Annotated in this window: 10 protein-coding genes; 4 read left to right on the top strand and 6 right to left on the bottom strand. The window is 60.2% G+C overall.

Annotated elements, in window-relative coordinates; genetic code table 11:
• The first annotated feature begins 1 nt into the window (after position 1).
• Together ACTQ0H_RS07085 and ACTQ0H_RS07080 are read left to right on the top strand one after the other, a co-directional pair.
• Positions 2-640 (top strand): amino acid ABC transporter permease, encoded by a 639-nt coding sequence (locus ACTQ0H_RS07085; protein ID WP_055285379.1) that lies wholly within the window; start codon positions 2-4, stop codon positions 638-640.
• Between the two features lie 172 nt (positions 641-812).
• Positions 813-1,436 (top strand): AAA family ATPase, encoded by a 624-nt coding sequence (locus tag ACTQ0H_RS07080; RefSeq protein ID WP_154516696.1) that lies wholly within the window; start codon positions 813-815, stop codon positions 1,434-1,436.
• Positions 1,437-1,488: 52 nt separating this feature from the next.
• On the opposite strand, the gene ACTQ0H_RS07075 is transcribed toward ACTQ0H_RS07080, so the two are convergent.
• A complete protein-coding gene (locus tag ACTQ0H_RS07075; protein ID WP_441538475.1) occupies positions 1,489-2,892 on the bottom strand; it encodes a helix-turn-helix transcriptional regulator in 1,404 nt (467 codons plus the stop codon).
• Positions 2,893-3,118: 226 nt separating this feature from the next.
• On the opposite strand from ACTQ0H_RS07075, the gene ACTQ0H_RS07070 reads away from it, so the two are divergent.
• Positions 3,119-5,107 (top strand): LPXTG cell wall anchor domain-containing protein, encoded by a 1,989-nt coding sequence (locus ACTQ0H_RS07070; RefSeq protein WP_441538473.1) that lies wholly within the window; start codon positions 3,119-3,121, stop codon positions 5,105-5,107.
• A 336-nt stretch (positions 5,108-5,443) separates the two neighbouring features.
• Entirely contained in the window at positions 5,444-12,076 is a 6,633-nt protein-coding gene (locus tag ACTQ0H_RS07065; protein ID WP_441548015.1) for a leucine-rich repeat protein, read from the top strand.
• Between the two features lie 325 nt (positions 12,077-12,401).
• Here ACTQ0H_RS07065 and gltA read toward each other — a convergent pair whose 3' ends face one another.
• From gltA to ACTQ0H_RS07040, 5 genes are all read right to left on the bottom strand, one after another.
• Positions 12,402-13,811, bottom strand: coding sequence for an NADPH-dependent glutamate synthase (gene gltA, locus ACTQ0H_RS07060; RefSeq protein ID WP_441538469.1), 1,410 nt, complete (start codon positions 13,809-13,811; stop codon positions 12,402-12,404).
• A complete protein-coding gene (locus ACTQ0H_RS07055) occupies positions 13,802-14,641 on the bottom strand; it encodes a sulfide/dihydroorotate dehydrogenase-like FAD/NAD-binding protein (RefSeq protein WP_441538467.1) in 840 nt (279 codons plus the stop codon). Before ACTQ0H_RS07055 ends, gltA begins: the two co-directional genes overlap by 10 nt.
• A gap of 359 nt (positions 14,642-15,000) precedes the next feature.
• Positions 15,001-15,630: an aminoacyl-tRNA hydrolase gene (gene pth / locus ACTQ0H_RS07050; RefSeq protein ID WP_427717993.1), complete on the bottom strand. Its 630-nt coding sequence runs from the start codon at positions 15,628-15,630 to the stop codon at positions 15,001-15,003.
• 348 nt (positions 15,631-15,978) lie between these two features.
• Complete coding sequence (locus tag ACTQ0H_RS07045; RefSeq protein ID WP_441546879.1) at positions 15,979-16,815, bottom strand: hypothetical protein; 837 nt, start codon at positions 16,813-16,815, stop codon at positions 15,979-15,981.
• 745 nt (positions 16,816-17,560) lie between these two features.
• The gene (locus ACTQ0H_RS07040; protein ID WP_441538463.1) at positions 17,561-18,547 is read right to left on the bottom strand and encodes a ribose-phosphate diphosphokinase; all 987 of its coding nucleotides are present in this window, start codon (positions 18,545-18,547) and stop codon (positions 17,561-17,563) included.
• Between the last annotated feature and the right edge of the window lie 101 nt (positions 18,548-18,648).

Below are 18,648 nucleotides of genomic sequence, written 5' to 3'. Positions count from 1 at the left end.
CATGGAAATCTTCAACGCGACCAACCTGCTCTACATTTGGGGCGGCTTTGTTAAGACGATCGAGATCTCGGCGCTGTCGATCTTTTTCTCGCTCATCTTTGGCACGGTGCTGGCGCTCGTTAAAAGCTACGCGCCCCGTCCATTCCGTATTTTGGTGAGCGCCTATATCGAGCTGTTCCGTTGCACGCCAAACTTGCTGTGGATCCTGTTTATCTACTTTACGGTGCAGGGTTTGGACATTGTGATTTCGACCATCGCCTTTACGCTGTTTACCAGCGCTGTTATGGCCGAGATTGTGCGCGGCGGCCTCAACTCGATTCCGCGCGGCCAGTTTGAGGCGGCGCAGAGCCAGGGCTTTGGCTTCTTTGCCACCATGCGCTACATCATTCTGCCGCAGACGTTTAAGACGATCATTCCGGCGCTGTTTAGCCAGTGCACGACCGTCATCAAGGACAGCTCGTATCTTTCGGGCATTAACGTGGCCGAGCTCATGTACACGGCAAACGTCGTGATGGCCCACGCGATCGACTTGTCGCAGGTGCTTATGCTCTACGGCCTGGTGTTTGCGATGTACTTTGTGCTCAACTTTGGTATCTCGCTGCTGGTGAGGGCATATCAGCGTCGCATTGTGGCCGCATAGTCCTGCTTCCCCAAGCACGGCACCTTGCCCCTCAATCGTCGCTTGCGTACATTTAGTACGCGGCGCTCCTCTTTCGGGGCAATCTGCCGCACTCGGGAAACCAGGACGAAGGTGGGGCAAAATGAATGTGACAAAGGGACTGTCCCTTTGTCACATAGAGAAAGGAATCGCGATGAGCGATCTGGAGAACAAGAAGAATCCTGTGGTCATTACCATCGCGCGCGACTTTGGCGCCGAGGGCCACGAGATTGGCCGAATGCTTGCCAACGAGTTGGGAATTCCGCTGTACGACAACGAGCTGCTGGTGCGTGCGTCGATGCGCGCGGGTGAGTCGCTCGATAAGATGGCCGCCTATGACGAGCGTCTGGCCGTGGAGAACATGGCGTTTCTGCCCGACCGCTACGATGCGCGTTCGTACTCGGACAAGTTGTTCCAAAAGATGAGCCAGGTGATTTTGGACCTGGGCGAGACCGAGAGTTGCATTATCGAGGGTCGCCTGTCCGATTACCTGCTGCGTAACAACCCTAATCACATTGCCGTGTTGGTGACCGCACCCTTTGAGGACCGCGTCGAGATCGTGCGCAAGAAGCGTGGGCTCAACAAAAAGAAGGGCGCCAAGCTGGTCAAGCAGCAGCAGAAGGCACGCGAGGCGTTCTATAAGCGCTACAGCGCCGGAAAGTGGAAGATGACGAGCGGCAAGGATATCGTCGTCAACCGCGCCAAGCTGGGCCGCGAGGGCTGCAAAGACGTCATAGCCGCTGCCTACCGCTACAAGATGGCTCAGCTCGAAGGCTAGCCGACCAAAAGCCATCACAAAGGGGACAGGCACCTTTGTGATGGCTTTTGTTTTAGGCGGAGGGGAAGGCCTTGGTGAGACCGGCGCGCGTCTGCGTGTCGGTCTTTTGGTAGATAGAGCTCAGGTGGCGCTGTACCATGCGCATCGAGATACCGAGCTCCTCGGCGACCTGCTTGAGCGGGCGTTCGTCTTGGGTTACAGCCATGAGCACGTCGACTTCGCGCGGGGTGAGAGCGTGGTTGGTGATGAAGGCCTGACGCTGCTCCTCGATGGTGGGGGCGGCGAGTGCTTCTTCTGCCAGCTGCTCGCGCTCGCGCTCCTGCCCGGTTTGGGGTAGACGGAACAGGCCGGCTGCCACGAATGCCGCGCAGGCGGCGACGAGCAAGACGAGTGCACCGATCATGATGAGGGCAACGTTGCCCGAGGTCACGAGGGCAAGCGAGATGCTCGATGTAGTGAACGCGCATACGTTGTTGGCCGCGCGACCCATGCCGGCCCATAAGGCGGGCGCGTGCATGCGCGGCGCTAGCTGTGTAAACGTGGCGGTGAAGAACGTGACGAAAAAGCCTGAACTCAGGTAAAAGACGATGAGGCCCAAGTTGGGGTCGGCGCCGGCTTCCACGGCCAAGATCGAAATGCTGGAAAGCACCGTGACGCCGAGCATGACGAGTCCCATATAGCGACGCTCGGCAAGGTCAAAGATGATGCCGGCAAGCAGACCGCTCGCTGCCAAAAAGAGGCGTGGCCAGGTTTGCACGGCAATGGTGCCGTGGGCGTTTGAGAACGTGACGACGTTGTCGAGGGTGGAGAACAAGCAGGCGAGAATCATGACGAGTGCGATGCTCCAGCACGCCTGTTTGGCGAGGGCGTGTGAGGGCTCGGCTAAGGGATTGATGGTGCGACTGGAGCCCTTGTCTGTCGCTTGGGGAGCGGCGCTGAGGGCGGAGATGACGATCGTCGCCGTGCCAAGAACGATGAGCTCCGCGATGCCGCCGCAGTCGAGCAGGTTGATCGCGAACTGCATCAGGATGCCTGCGGCATAGGCCGCTCCGGCACCGGTGGCGAGTTTTGGGTCATCTTGGAACGCCATCGAGAATGCGTGGTGCGCCGCGGCGCCCAGTAGGCCGAGTCCGAGGAATGCGAGACATCCCAGAATCTCGAGCGCAAGCGGGCTTGTGGGGGACTGGACCTGGGTCAATCCCAGGATGGCGATGGGAACAGCGGCGTTGGCGGCTGCCAGTGAGTGGCCTTTGCGCTGTGCGAGCCCGAGCAGCGGCGCGTACCCGATAAAGCCGAGCACGCTCGCACCCAGAATAAAGCCCTGTGCGATTACAACGCGTTCGGCATCGGCGAGCAGCCCGACGTTGACGTCGAAGCGAAACTCGGCGGCAAGGAAGGCGAAGGTGAAGAGCGCGAGTGCCAGAAGCGCGTTGATTTTAGGCTTGCTCAGGTTCAAGGACGGTCCTTTGGGTGGATGAATAATCGTGCCCTCGATTGTAGCGTTCCCGGGACGAGTGCGGCGATGGCGAAGTCATATTGAATTAAATCGCAGGTAGAGGCCTAGGTTCGCATCTACGAACCTAGGTATACGGAGTCATTTGACACATCTTGGTGCTACAGGACCACCACAAAGGGGACGGGCACCTTTGTGGCGGTATGTCCCTACGACCAAGGAGGGCGTTATGTGCGGAAGCCACTTTGATAAGCAAACCCAACGCGAGCGTACCTGCTCGCTGGTTCACGGTACCTGGCGTTGTGTGGGTGTGAGGATTGCGAGCGTCGGTGCGTGTGCGCTTATGGTTGGTCAGCTGCTGCTGCCGAGCGTGGCGCTGGCGACGGAATGTGCCGATCCTGTCGCTGCGGCGGACGAGGTGGCCGCAGCTCCGGTGACGCCGACGGTTACGGAGGATACGGCGGCTCCGGCGCTGGTACCGGTGGCCCCGGCTGCGCCGATGACTGACGCGGCTCCGGTGGCGCAATCCACGGCAGAACCTCAGCAGGCTCAGCAGGACGCATCAGCGGCAACGGCGAACGATGCGACACCCGCTGAACAAAACACTCCCAGCGACAACGCCGCCACTCCGGCAAGCGACGCCATCATGCCCTGTGGCGTGACCGATGTGACAGGCGAGGGCGGCGTTAGGGTCAATACGACCGTGGTTCCCCACTACACGGACTGCGTGCTTCCGAGCAATGTCACACTCGAAAAGGGCCAGTCGTATACTTATGATTTTCCCGATGTTGAGGGCGGCATGCCGGATGAGCCGCTCTGCGAACTTGTCGAAACCAAGTACTACCGGGCCGATGCTGTTTCGGGCACTCTGGCTGAAGTCCAGGACACATCTATGTCCGATGTGACGGCTCACTTTGAGCCTGTTGGCGATCACATGAGGCTGACGCTGACCTTTACGGGTGGCGCGGCAGGCGGCTCGTATCGACTCACGCGCAATGAGGTTCTTTATATTGGCGCGGCACTGACGTATACCGGAACTGACTATGGCACCGACTATGAAGGTGACAACAGCTACGCGGGCAGCTCGATTACCCTCAACGAAACCAGGGACGACTATTGCCTCCGCTACGCCATCAATAGCGAAATTACGCTTGATGCATCGGAAAACGAAGCCCTCGAGAATCTGAACGTCAACGACGTGAAGACCGACTACGCGCCCGGCGAGGCACCGCGCGCGACCGCGACGATTCCCGCTGCCGATGCCGACAAGTACGAGATTGCGTATGAGTGCTGGGAGGAGATGGAGCTCAATATGGAATCCAGGGAGTCGGTACCCGTCGCCTTCTGGTATTCCGATCCCGCGCAGTACAAGCCGGGCATGAAGAAGATTGACCACTTCGAAGAGGGCAAGTTCTACATGTACTCCGTTGAGCTGAGGCTCAAGGGCGACAATACCGTGGCCGATGACTGCGAAATGAACGTCAACGGCCGTTGGGTGCCCCACATCAAGACCGACAACGGTGTCTTCGCGCCAAACGCTGACAATATGCTGTGCGAGGCTCCGATTGATGAGTGGCGGGCAATCGACCTTATCGAGATTAGCGGTGCCATGACCACCTTTAAGGCGGGCGACAGGCCGGTCTTTACGGCGGGTACTCCGGCGGGTTCCGACTCTATTCTCCAGTGCGAGTTCTGGACGGGCAGCGATGGCAGCGAAGTGAACTCTCAGAAGTTCTGGGATCAGAACATCACGAATCACATCGACGTCTTTAAGCCCGGCGTGACCTATCGCTACGGTATCTACCTCAAGTCCGCGCGCGGCTTCTACTTTACGCCCGACACCAAGCTGGTGATCAACGGCCAGGAGTGCGGCTACCAGATGGACGAAGCGAGTGTGGTTGATCCCGAGAGCGGTTGGATCTACACCCTGTGGCTCAACACCGATCTGACCTTTACGCCTGAAGCCACGCCGACTCCCGATCCGCAGCCTACGCCGGATCCCAAGCCGACACCGCAGCCTGTGGTGAAGCCCGCGACAAAGCCGGTCGCGACAACTACCCCGACCAAGACGGTTGAGAAAGCCGCACCGACCAAGAAGGGCGACGCTGTCCTGGCTACCACGGGGGATACCACCGCGATGACGGTCGCTGCCCTGGGCATCGCCGGTGCAACCGTTGCCGCGGCCGGCATCGCCGCGACCAAGCGCCGCAAGCGCTAGGTTTTTGGTGGCAGCGCCCATCCTCGGCTTTTGCAAGATCTCAATCTGTAACACCAAACTGCCCAAAATGGCTCTAGATGTTACAGATTGAGATGAACCGAATGGCCGCCAATCTAACGTCTTGACCTGTAACACCAAGCGGGGAATTTGACCTCTAACTGTTACAGATTGAGACAAACTGGCCGGCCAAGTCCAGAACCACCACAAAGGTGCCTTTCCCCTTTTTGGTGGTTTGCGCAGGTAGAACGGTAGGTTCGTATATATGAACCTACCGTTCGCTTTGTTTTTGGACAACGATTACGCTGGATGACTTTTGGTTTCAGGAAAGGAACGACCATGAGGTGGACTACTGCTCGAGCGCTTTGCCGCCGGCTGACGGTTGCCACGGTGACCCTCGCGATGGTGACAGGTTCGTTTCCCGCGGGCGCGTTTGCCGAGGCCCTCAACACCGATAGCACTTTTGTGCAGACGGATAACGGCCAAGCGGACGACGCCGCCCCTGCCGATTCGGCTGACGCCCAAACGTCAGACTCTGCTTCCGCCGACCCCGCGCCCGATGCCGGCGCTGCCGACCCCGCAGCGCTCGAGGCCGGTGACACCCCTACGCCCCCGGCCTCCGAGATTGCATCGGCGGCGGGCCTGACGGGCGCCGGACAGACCGAGAGCACACCTGCGGGTACGCTTGCCACCGATCTTGTCGAGGGCAAGGAACTCGCCGAGCAGCAGAAGCAGGAGGAGACCGCCGAAGCCGAAGCAACCTGGAATGAGGATCTTGGGCTCTGGATGACCTCGAAGGGCGCTACGGGCGTAAAAGGCGAATACGATGATGGCTACGTGGCCGGCGAGCAGACTCCCGCGCAGTACTACTTCTCGATCGATAGCCTCACCAACGAAATTTCTATCAAGTATGGCGACGCGGGCATTACCACGTTGGAGGTGCCCTCGACCATCGACGGCAAAAATGTCGTGAGTCTTAAGGGCATGGGAAACGTTGCGCTCACATCAATTACGTTTGCCCCCGATTCGCATATCCGCTCTGTGGGCGGTTTGGGCGGCAGCAGCATCAAAGAGATCGCACTGCCCGATTCGGTTGAGGAACTGGGCTGGAATGCGTTTACCGGAAGCAAGACACTTCACACGGTGACCTGGCCCAACAACGCGGCCTTTACCACGATTCCCGAGCAGGCCTTTGAGGGCTGCGAACAACTTGACGACAATGTGGTGGCAACGCTGCCGCCTTCGGTTAAGACTATCGACTATCGCGCCTTCGCCAATTGCGGCGTGCCGCAGTTCCATGTCTCGGACACAACGGTACTCACCTTTACGCAGATCAACGTGCCGGGCACGGTGGAGCGGATTGAGCGCTATGCCTTTGACGGGTGCTCGCATGTGTCGTCGGTGACGATCGGCGATGGCGTCAAATATATCGGAGCACACGCGTTTACTTACCTCGATCCCGCGCTGGCCGGTAAGGAAATTGTTGTGCCCAAGAGCGTGCAGTCGATTGATCTGGAGCCGTTCGACAACACGCGTAATACCAGCAGCGCCGGCACCTCGACCACCAACCACAATGCGGTGACCCTGCGCGTCATGAATCCCGACATCAAGCTCGAAGAGGCGGGCCTGTACACCAACAACGTGACGATCGATGGCGTCGATTACCTGATGCCTTTTAGCGAGGGCCAGACCATCTATGCCTATGCGACGGACTCGGCGGGCAACCCCTCGATGATCAAGAAGATTGCCGATGCCGTCGCCGATCGCATGGACTCGGCCGACCCAACGCGTCCCGCCTATACCTTTGAGTGGATGGGCGAGGACGCCCAAATCACGGGCAAACTTCCCCAGGGCGCGGCGGCCGTGCTCGTGCAGGCGGGGCAGTCCACGCCGTTGACGGTTGGCGACGACGGCTCCGTTGCTGCCGACGTCCTCTCCAAGACGGCAGCAACGCTGCGCATTTCGCTCAGTGGTTACTATGACATGGTGCTGGCGCGCCCGGGCGACCAGATGACGGGCACATGGAATATCGGGGAGATTAAGGCGGAGGACTTTACCAAGATTCCGGCTTCGCGCGCGATTGAGCTCAACGTGGGCTATCTCGAACCGATTGTGGGCCAGGATAAGACCGAACGCATTGAGCTCGATAGTCTCGATAACATCGATCTGACGGTGAAGAGCGGCGGCAAGACGCTCAAGCCTGCCAAGGGCGACAAGGAAAACGACTACCGCATCCAGGGCACAGTGCTCGTGGTGTCGCAGGCCATTGCCGACGCGGACCAGGATCTGGAGATAACGCTCGAGCCCAAAGACAGCCTCAAGCTGGGTGGGGCGACGGCGACGGTGAAGCCTTCGGTCGGCAAGGTCGATATCGACTTGAAGCCCTGGGGCACGGCGACGGTCACGACCAAGGGCGACTACCAGGGCGCCAACCGCGTGCTGGTGTTCCGTACGTCCGACGGCAGGCTAGTCGCCGACGGCGTCACCTATCTGATGGGTTACGAAGACGATGGCACCACGCCTATCATGAAGGCCGAGACGCCGCGCCTTAAGGCCGGTTCGTACACCATCGTCGCCTTTAACAAGACGAGCTACGACATCCAAGCGACGAGCTATTCCACGTTTAGCCGCCTGGGACTGACCGTGGGTAAGCATATCGCGCAAAAACAGGTGAAGATCGAGGACGGCAAGCAGCTCAACGTGACGCTCGACGTGCCGACGTTTGACGTGGAGACGTATCGTGCCGAGCGCGGGCTGACGGCGGGCTCGGTTATCGCTGATTCGTCCGCGGTCGTTGGCGTGGAGACCGAGCTGCGCATTCATTACGAGCTCAAGGACAGCCAGGCTGCCAAGATTGAGATTCCGCTGGCCAAGGATGCCGTCGAGGATGTGTCCGCAGGCGCTCGCGAAGCCGGCGCAAGCTCCGATGCCATGTGGGCTGACACAACTTGGGAGGGCGACAACCTCGTTCTCGATATGAAGAAGAGCGCGGGCGCCGATGTTTTTGTGCGCTTTAAGCCTAAGTCCTCGGGCACCTATGCCATCTCGCCGCTCATTACGCTGGGCGAGGTGACATTGCCGCTGGGAAGTACCACACTCGAGGTTAGCGGATCGCGCATCGAGGTCGACAACACCGACGTTCACAGCCTGCTGGGCAATGTGGCCTACGTTTATGCAGCGCCGGGCAAGAGCGTGCAGCTCACCGTGGGGACGGGCTCGTCGGCTGCAAAGTACACCGGCAAGACCAATAAACTCGGCCGTGCCAAGATTGAATACGACCTGCCGCAGGATACGCTTGCCGCCGAGCGTGTGACGCTCGAGGCGCGCGTGGGCTCGACCGATGTTGCCGCCGCTGCCGCAGAGGTGACGGCTCGCAACTACGTGCGCTATGTTCCGAGCGCTTCGGTCTGGAGCTTTGATGTGACGTATCGTGGCGGTACGCAAAACTTGGTCAAGGACGGCAAGGACACCGGCAAGAGCCTGTGGACCTTCCATCATCTGCCACAAAAGAAGAACGCCTACTGGACCTTTGACATCACGCTCGAGGTGGGAAACGAAGAGGCCGCCGACACGCTCGACCTGTACGTGGACTGCGTGGATGGCAAGACGGTGACGATTCCTCTGACTCAAAAGTCGCGCGAGGGCACCCGTGTGCGCTATGTGGCGGAGTATGTGGACGAGGGCTACCTTAAGCTGCTCGACGAGTTTAACAAGGCGAATGACTCGACCTATGTGAACTGCGGCAACTTTGAGCAGATCTTTATGCCGAAGACCTACCGCATCTCCAATGCCCAGCTTATGACCATGCTGAGTTTTGACGCCAAAGCTTCGGCCAAAAAGCATTCCGCCGCGGCCGAGGAGCGCCAGCAGGAGTTCTCGAATGCCGTGCAGCAGTGGCACGAGTATATGATGGATAACTCGTTTAATGATGTCGACGAGGCCTTTAACGACGCGATTGACAAGATGGTCGCCGATGCGTTTGCCGAGGAGGACGAGAACGGTAAAGAGGACGAAGCCCAAGGTGGAGCTGCCCGCAAGGCTCGTCGCGCCCCTGCCGCCAGCGACGGCGAGGGCGATGATGCTGGCAACGAGGAGGCCGCGCAGTTTGCGGCTGAGCTCAAGGCCGCGGTCGGCGGGTCGGCGGCGCTGCTGACCCAGCAGGGCGACAGCTATGGCGTCAATGTGGACAAGATGATCTTTGAGGATGCTTACGGCACCAGCGAGGATTGGTATCAGGAACTCGCGGCGGCCCAGGGTGCGAACCCTGCGGATGCGGCCGCCATCAAGGAGCTCGTCGACCATGCATCGCGAGCGGAGTTTATCGCCCAGCAGGCCGAGGATCTGGTGGGCCAGTCGATGGGTATCGGCCGGCTCAACCAATACGGAAGCTGGAATGACGCAACCGCTGCGGCGCTCAACAAGTGTGCGGGCATTAAGGCCAGCGAATACAACGGCCAGTCGACGAGCGGGTTTAACGATTTGGGCCAGGCGCTCGGCAGCTCGCTGAGCTACAAGGCGGCTGACGACGATATCATCAAGGGCTTTAAGGTCGCCGCGCCCGATGGCGAGCAGACGGCCTATATAGAGTCGGAATTTATCGAGAACTCCAATAACAACAAGAACCAGGCGCTTCTGTTTAATTCGATCGCCATGCAGTGCGATATTCTGGACAACCTGTACGACAACTGGAATGTGGTCCATAGCCTCAACAACTCCAAGGTGCGCGGATGGCTCATGGCCTGGAAACGCAACGGCGACGTGAGCGCCCATATGAAGCTCATCCGCACGATCCGTTCGCTCAAGAGCTATAAGATCGAGTGCGAGATGTTCGGACAGGTCTTTAAGACCGATGCGTGGAAGGCGGCCGGACAGGCGTTTCCCGCGGCGACCCAGGGTATCGGCGTCTTTACCGGCATTTACGGCGTGAACGATGCCAGCAAGAACTGGGAGAACGTGAACGTCCGTATGCAGAAGGTGAAGGGCGAGCGCGAGGGCTATGAGCTTCAGCATATGCGCTTGCTTGCCAAGCCCGAGAAGACCGAGGACGACTGGAAGTGCATTTACGCGCTGCGTGACGCCATGGAGAAGGCGCGTGCGTTTGAGGATCTGCTGTATCGCCAGCTCTGCCACGATAGTACCGATGTGGCGGTGGGCTCCATTATGACGATCGCCGGCGTGCTAACGGCTGGCTCGGCGGGTACCGTGGTGGGCGCCGCCTATGATGCGGCCTCGACGAGCGTGGGCTCGGAGCGCGCGGTTAAGTTGACCAATGCCGAATGCGCCTACGATGTTGCCTGCGAGCAGGTGGAGCGCGCGTGTCAGAATCGTATTACGGTCAACTGGGGCGAGCTGACCGATGCCGAGGTCTACAAGGCCAACAAGGATGGCTTGATCTCGGACGAGAAGATGCAGTCGATCTTCGAGGCTCGTTATCGCAATGTGGCTGCCAAGGCAGCACCCGACCCTGCGGGCGTGGTGTACGAGGGTCTGCTGTCCAATACGGTTGAAGGCGCAACGGTTGAGCTGTGGAGCGCCGACGATGCGGCCGGTACCAATGAAGTGCGTTGGGATGCCGAGGAGTATGAGCAGGACAATCCGCTTGCAACGGGTGCGGACGGTGCATACAACTGGAATACGCCGACCGGCTGGTATCAGGTGCGCGTGACCAAGGGCGGGTATGAGGAAGCGCGTTCGGCTTGGCTGCGCGTGCCGCCGATTCAGACTGAGGTGAACATTGGCTTGGTGTCGACGGCGGCGCCCGAGGTGGTTTCGGCCCATGCCTATACCGATTGCATCGAGGTTGAGTTTGCGCAGTATATGGATGCGAGCGACGATGCCCTGGCCGCATTGTGCGCGCAGGGCTTGGGCGACGTGACGTATACGTGGCTCGACAAGCAGGACGATCCCAATGGCAAGCCGCTGTCGCGCGTGCTGCGTATTCGCTATGCCGATGCGTGTGAGGCGGGCTCGACGGTGGCGCTTGAGCTCGACGGTGCTCGCAACTACGCCGGCACGGCCATGGAGCGCTGGGCAAGTGGAGAGCTTGTCGTGGGCGCTCGTGCCGACAAGCTCAAGCTCAACGTGGAGCAGGCCGTGACCATGCTTGATGGCAGTGACTTTGAGCTGGTGGCGCACGTGACCGATAAGGCGGGCAAGCCGTTTGCGGGCGCCAAGGTTAGTGTTGGGCTGGAGTCCTCGGCTATCTGCTCTGTCGATGCCACCCAGGCCGTGACGGGCGAGGACGGCGCGGCGACGTTTGTGCTGCATGGCGCTCTGCCTGGTTTGACGACGTTGACGGCGGCGGTTGACGGCACGGCGCTGTCCAAGCAGGTCGACGTTCGCGTGTCTGCCGAGGCGGTGCGACCGGCGCGACCGGTGGCGACGATTGGTGCGACGACGTTTGGTGCATGGTCGCCCAAGGAGAACTACATTACAGTGCCCAAGGGCACGAAGCTAGAGCTTTCGGCCGAGGATGGCACGACGATTTGGTACACCACCAACGACACCTGCCCCTGCCGTGACGAAGGCCGCGTAAAGTACACCGAGCCTATTGCGCTCGATAGCAACATGTATGTGCGCATTGCGGCACAGCGCCCTGGCATGTCGTACAGCGAGTATTCCGAGCGTCTGAACATTACGATTACGGTGACCGATGAGGCGGCGCCTGAGCCGACGCCCGAGCCCGAGCCGACGCCCGAGCCGACGCCCGAGCCGACGCCTGACGGCGGCGGGCAGGGCGGCGGTACGGATGGCTCTGGTGGGGCCGGGGTCCCTGCGGGCAGTTCGACTTCGACGACGACCACGGTGACGACGGACAAGTCCAAGGGTAAGGGCAAGAACGGCAAGAAGTCCGGCGGCACGGAGCTTGCCAGCACGGGTGACTCCGCCGTGATGACGGTCGCCGCCCTAGGCATCGCCGGCGCAACCGTAGCTACCGCCGGCATCGCCGCGACCAAGCGCCGCAAGCGCTAGGTTTTGGCGGCGGCGCCCATCCTCGGCTTTAGAAAAATCTCAATCTGTAACACCGAGCCAGATATTTGGACTCCAAGTGTTACAGATTGAGATGAACTGTTCGGCCGCCAACCTAACGTCTCGATCTGTAACACGTAGCGAGGAATTTGGTCTCTAACTGTTACAGATTGAGACAAACGTCGGAATCGGTTCGCCGGCCAGGCCCTCAACCACCGCAAAGGTGCCCGTTCCCTTTATGGTGATCGGGCGGCCGGCATAGAAAAAGTCCCCGCCGGGCGTGTGCCCGACGGGGACTTTGCCGTTTGGTGGTTAGCGCTGCAGGTGATTACTCACCCAGCAGGCTCTTGGCGATCGAAGCGGCGGCCTTCTTGCCGGCGCCCATCGCCAGAATGACCGTAGCGGCACCGGTGACGATGTCGCCGCCGGCCCAGATGCGGGGATCGGTGGTCTGGCCGGTCTCCTCGTCGGCGACGATGTAGCCCCACTTGTTGAGCTCCATTTTGCCGCCGATCTTGGCAGCGAAGGGGTTGGCGTTGGTACCGATAGCCGAGATCGCGACGTCGCAGGGGATCTCCTCGATGGCGCCCTCGATGGGCACCGGGCGACGACGGCCGGACTCGTCGGGCTCGCCGAGCTCCATCTTCTGGACCTTGACGGCGCACACGGAGCCGTCCTCGCCAGCGATAAACTCGAGCGGGGAGACGAGCGGCAGAACCTCGACGCCCTCGGCCTTAGCATGGTGCAGCTCAGCGCGACGGCAGGGCATCTCGTCCTCGGTACGACGGTAGGCGATGATGGCGTGCTCGGCGCCCAGACGCTTGGCGGTACGGACAGCGTCCATAGCCACGTTGCCGCCGCCAAAGACGACGACGTTCTTGCCGTGCTTGGTGGGGGTGTCGTACTCGGGGAACTTGTTGGCCTTCATCAGGTTCACGCGGGTGAGGTACTCGTTAGCGAAGAAGACGTTGGGCAGGTTCTCGCCGGGGACGTTGAGGAACTTGGGCAGGCCAGCGCCGGTCGCCACGTAGATGGCGTCGAAGCCCTGCTCGAACAGCTCATCGGCCGTGGCCATGTTGCCCACGACGGAGTTGTACTCAAACTTGACGCCCATGTCCTCAAGGCCGTCAATCTCGCGCTTGACGACCGCCTTGGGCAGACGGAACTCGGGGATGCCGTAGACCAGCACGCCGCCGCCGGTGAAGAAGGCCTCAAAGACGGTAACGTCAAAGCCGTTGCGGGCGAGCTCGCCGGCGCAGGTGATGCCGGACGGGCCGGAGCCGACGACGGCGACCTTCTTGCCGTTCTTGGGAGCCATCTTGGGCGTGGAGGCGAGCTCGGGGCGGTCACCCAGGAAGCGCTCGAGCTGGCCGATGGCCACAGGCTCGGACTTCTTACCACGGATGCACTTGCCCTCGCACTGGTTCTCCTGCGGGCAGACGCGACCGCAGATGGCGGGAAGCATGGAGTCCTCGCGGATGGTATCGAGGGCGCCGCCAAAGTCCTTCTCGCGGATCTGCTCGATAAAGCGGGGGATGTTGATGTTGACGGGGCAGCCCTCAACACAGAACGGCTTCTTGCAGTTGAGGCAGCGCTCGGCCTCGGCCAGAGCCATCTCCTCGGTGAAGCCCTTGTCGACGGGGCGGAAGTCGCAGGCGCGCTCGGCGGCCGGCTCCTCGTTATCGGGGGTGCGGGGCGACTTCATATCGGCAACGAAACGACCGTTAACTAGTGGCATGCGCAGCTCTTTTCCTCATAGGCCTTGAGGGACTCGCCCTCTTCGGAACGGTAAGCGGCCTGGCGGGCACGAAGGTCATCCCAGTCGACCAGGGTGGCATCGAAGTCGGGGCCGTCGACGCAAGCAAACTTGGTCACGCCACCCACCTCGACGCGGCAGCAGCCGCACATACCGGTGCCGTCAACCATGATGGGGTTGAGCGACGCGGTGATGGGGGTGTCGTACTTCTGGGCGGTGAGGGTCGAGAACTTCATCATCGGAACGGGGCCGACGCAGAAGACCTGGCTCACGGCCTTGTCCTGCAGCAGGCGCTCCAGCGGAGCGGTGACAACGCCCTGCTCGCCGTAGGAACCGTCGTCGGTGGTGATGTGGATGTGGTCCTCGTCGAGGAGCTCGCGGAACTGGTCCTCCATGAGCAGGAGGTCCTTGGTGCGAGCGCCCATGATGGCGTGCACCTCGTGGCCGGTCTCGACCAGGTGCTTGGCGACCGGGAAGGCAATTGCCAGGCCGACGCCGCCGCCAATGACGGCGCAGGGGCCCTCGGCCATCTCGGTGGGAACGCCCAGCGGGCCCACGACGTCGCGCAGCGACTCGCCGGTCTCGTAGGTGGAAAGCATCTCGGTGGTCTTGCCGATCACCATGAAGATGAACTCGACCCAGCCCTCGTCACCGTTCCAGCCGGCCAGAGTAAACGGGACACGCTCGCCCGTCTCGTTGGCGCGAACCATGAGGAACTGTCCAGCGTGCGCATGCTTGGCGATTGCAGGCGCCTCGATGCGGAACTTGAACACCTTCTCCGAGAACTGCGTCTTCTCCAGGATCTTATACATAGAACCCCTCTCTTGTTAGGGCAACCGAACCGTGCCTCCACGGAAATGGACGGCAGCCCGAATAAAACCGTACGCGCACAGGCGTTGTGCAGACATACGGTGTAAATTATACCCTCATGGACATGTTGCTTGCGTGTATCTTTGGCAGGCGGGAAAAGTGATCTAACACAAAGAGACAGGTTTATTTTGGCGGGTTTTATCAGATAAAACGACAAAAGGGGCCGGCCTTGCACATCGGTGAGGCCGGCCCCTTTTAGGGCGTTGGGTATGTATGGCGGCACAGGGTTTATTGCGATGCGGCCGCTGCGGCGTTTTCGCATATAAAACCTGCCAAAATAAACATCCCTTTTTGGTAGGTTTTAGTGCTTGCCGTTGGCAGAGGCGGAGCCGTTGACGTGGTCGCGGGCATAGATTACGCCGTGCACAATCGCCAGGCCGGCGGCGTCGGCGGCGCGGGCGCAGGTGTCCTGGAAGTCCTCGGCCTCGCGGGCGCGCAGCTGCTTGAGCACGTAGTCGGCGACAGCCATCTTGCCGGGAGGGTTGCCGATGCCGGTGCGGATGCGGCTAAAGTCGCGGCTGCCCATCTTGTCGATGATGGAACGCAGGCCGTTGTGGCCGGCGTGGCCGCCGCCCACCTTGACGCGCACGTCGCCGGCGGGAATGTCGAGCTCATCGTGGATTACGAGCAGCTCTTCGGCCTTGATTTTGTACTCGCGGCAAAGCTTGGAGATGGGGCCGCCCGAGGTGTTCATGTACGACTGCGGCTTGACCAGCACAATCTGGCGCTTGCCGCCCTCTTCCTCTGGATCGTTGATGTTGATGAGCGCGACCTCGGCGCCGGCCTGGTTTTTCCAGTACGTGACGCCGGCCTGACGCGCCAGCTCGTCGATCGCCTTAAAGCCTGCGTTGTGGCGGGTCTCGGCATACTCATCGCCAGGGTTGCCAAGTCCGGCAACCATGCGAATCTTAAGCGGCTGTGCAGCTGCCATGTGCTTCCTTTCATCGATTTGTCGCCTGCTATGGTGAGCGACCCCGTTGCTGCTGTCAAATGGAGGGTGATTGAGGCTGCATGAGGGCGTTTGGACAGTCGTCGGAAGCCGGGATGGACAGTTAGTTCAGATTTGTATAAACCAAGAGATCTTTGACTGCCAAAATCGGGGCCACGGAACTGTCACGGCGCTTTGGGGAGCACAATTTGTGCTATTTCAGATCTTTTGAGTCTTCAAATGAGGTGATTGGCGCCGGGATGGCGGCAAACCACCTCGACATTAGCCGTCTGTTTATACAAATCTGAACTAACTGTCCAGCCATGCTCGGTAACACTGGGTAAAAGTCTTTTAGACCGGCGCGAGGCCGATTCCGGCCCGCAGGGTGTTGAGCCAGGCGGCCTGACGCTTGCGATAACCCTTGATGCGGTAGCGGAATCGAACTCCCGCAAGTCGATGCATCGTCTGGGCGAAGGCTTCGAGTGCAACAAGGTCCTTCATTTGGTCACGATTGATAACCAGGACGTGGATACCCATGGCCTTAAGGCCATTGTTGCGATTGCCATCGTGGATGCGAGCGTTTTGAAGCTCATGTCCAATTCCGTTGTATTCGTTGTCGACTCCGGCTGCTGGGCAATATAAGTCGCAGATGGCGTAGGGGATGCCCGAGGACATGTTGACCGCAAGGGTGTCGAAATCGATTCGATAGTTGAGCAGCAGGCCTCCCATGGGCAGGCTGCAACACCCGAATCCGCCAAAGCGCATGGGTGCGCCCAGGACAGCGAACATCAATGATTCCGCTGGGGATGCGGATCCGGCCCGGGCAAGTTTGATAGCTGTGCGAAACGAGGCGTAGGAACTACTTTTGGCAAACCGTGCGACTGCCTCGAGCTCTTCGATGGTTGTGGCGGGCTCGCATTTGTAGTGTGCCTGTTCGTAGCGGGTTTCGGCTTGCTTTTCGGGTGTCGGTTGGTCGCCCTGGCAATCGAGATCGTCCATCGTTTCGAAGCTGTTGGCCTCGGGCCACGTGTCGTCGTAGGCGATGGGGTAAGTTGCTTCGGGCGGAAGTGAGTAGGTTCCGAGCAGTTCCATGAGAAGCATCAAGGTTTTGGCAACCGATTCATTTTTGGAACAAAGCATGGCCGTCATGGCGGGAGACGTTGCGTAGATGTCGGCTTCGATGTGCATGATCGCGCCCTGGGGGAGAGGGGCGGTGATGGTGTGCTGGAGGAGCCGTCCGTCGGGTCGTCTGTTGCTGCCGCTCGCAACAAAGAGGTCTAGACGCTCGGAGTCGTCTTCGCTCCAGGCGTCAAGTATTGCAAGGGCCGCAAAGTCTATGGCGTCCTTGTTGGGAACGCAACCTACGAGGGCTTGTGTCTGTTGCTCGTCATCGATGGCGTCCCAGGGAAGGGCGGAGTACGCCCGTCGAGCGCGGCGAATTGCGCGGAGGGCGGAGAGGTGTGAAATTACGGTTGTCATAGCTATAAGGTACTAAGCCGTTGGCGAAATGATATGGCCGTGCCGTTCTTTTCGCTCAAAGGGGCGTCGCGCGCCGCGGGCGGTAACGACATCATACGGAATGCCTTGGAAAAGTGGAGAATGGAGTGATGGGTTGGCCTTGGAGGCATCTACTGAGATGGGTGCTGGACAGTTAGTTCAGATTTGTACTAGGCGGCCGGCGTGTATTGCCATTGTTGAAGGACTCGGTGGGCAAAATGGGGCCAATGGCATGGTGAAGAGATCCGTAGGTGGAGGAATCGAGCGGAATTATGCCGGCAAGAGAGCTTTCGACGCATTAAATGGCCCAAAAGAATACCAAAATTAATACAAATCTGAACTAACTGTCCAAGGCGGGTTGTCGAGGGGCAAAAAAAGGTCGGAAGCGAGCCTCCGACCCTTCAAAAACACCAAAGATGATGCGATGCGCGCTGGATTACAGCGCGAAGTCGCCGCCGACGAGCGTGGAGACGGGCTCCTCGTGGTAAACGGCAGAGATGGCCTCGGCGAACTCCTCGGCGACCGAGATGGTCTTGATCTTGCCGCCGACCTCGACGGGAATGGCGTCGGTGACGAGGCACTCGATGATGGGGGCGTCGTTCAGGCGCTCGATGGCCGGGCCCGAGAAGATGCCGTGGGTGGCGCACACGTAGATGTCGCCGGCACCCATAGCCTTGAGCTCCTTGACGTTGGCGCACAGGGTGCCAGCGGTGTCGATCATGTCGTCATTGATGATGCAGGTCTTGCCCTTGATGTCACCGATGATGCCCATGACCTCGGCGGCGTTGTGGCGCGGACGGCCCTTGTGGGCGATGGCGAGGCTGCAGCCGAGCATGTCGGAGAGCTTCTTGGCAGCTTTGGCGCGACCCACGTCGGGGGAGACGACAACCAGGTTGTCGGTGTCGAAGTGCATGTCGTTGTAGTACTGGCCAAACAGCGGCAGTGCAGACAGGTGGTTAACCGGGATATCGAAGAAACCCTGAATCTGGCCCTGATGCAGGTCGAGGGTGATGATGCGGTTGACGCCAGCGCGCTCGAGCAGGTTGGCGACGAGGCGGGCGGTGATGGGCTCGCGCGGGCCGGCCTTGCGGTCCTGGCGGGCATAGCCGTAGTGGGTGATGACGGCGGTGATGGAGCGGGCGGATGCGCGCTTGGCAGCGTCGGTGGCGATGAGCAGCTCCATGAGCATGTCGTTGACGTTGCCGCCGGCCACGGACTGAATCAGGAAGACGTCGGCGCCGCGGACGGTCTCGTCGTAGCGGGCGTAAATCTCACCGTTGGCGAACTGCTTTAGCGTAAGGCCCGAAAGCTCGACCCCAAGGTACTCAGCGATCTTCTGAGCGAGGGGACGGTTGGAGGAACCGGAATACACGCGGATGGACTTGCGCATATTCTCCGACTTCTCGGGATCATTAATCGGCATTACCCTTCTCCTTTATATATCGAATGCCATATAGATGCCTTGTTGCATTGTAACCGCGTGGCGGGGTTTATCGGGTCTTGATAACGTCTTTACCGTCAACG

The sequence above is a fragment of the Collinsella sp. LCP21S3_A3 genome, assembly GCF_052118905.1.
Taxonomy (GTDB): domain Bacteria; phylum Actinomycetota; class Coriobacteriia; order Coriobacteriales; family Coriobacteriaceae; genus Collinsella.
Note: the sequence above shows the minus strand (reverse complement) of the source record. Positions and strands in the feature narration are given on the sequence as shown.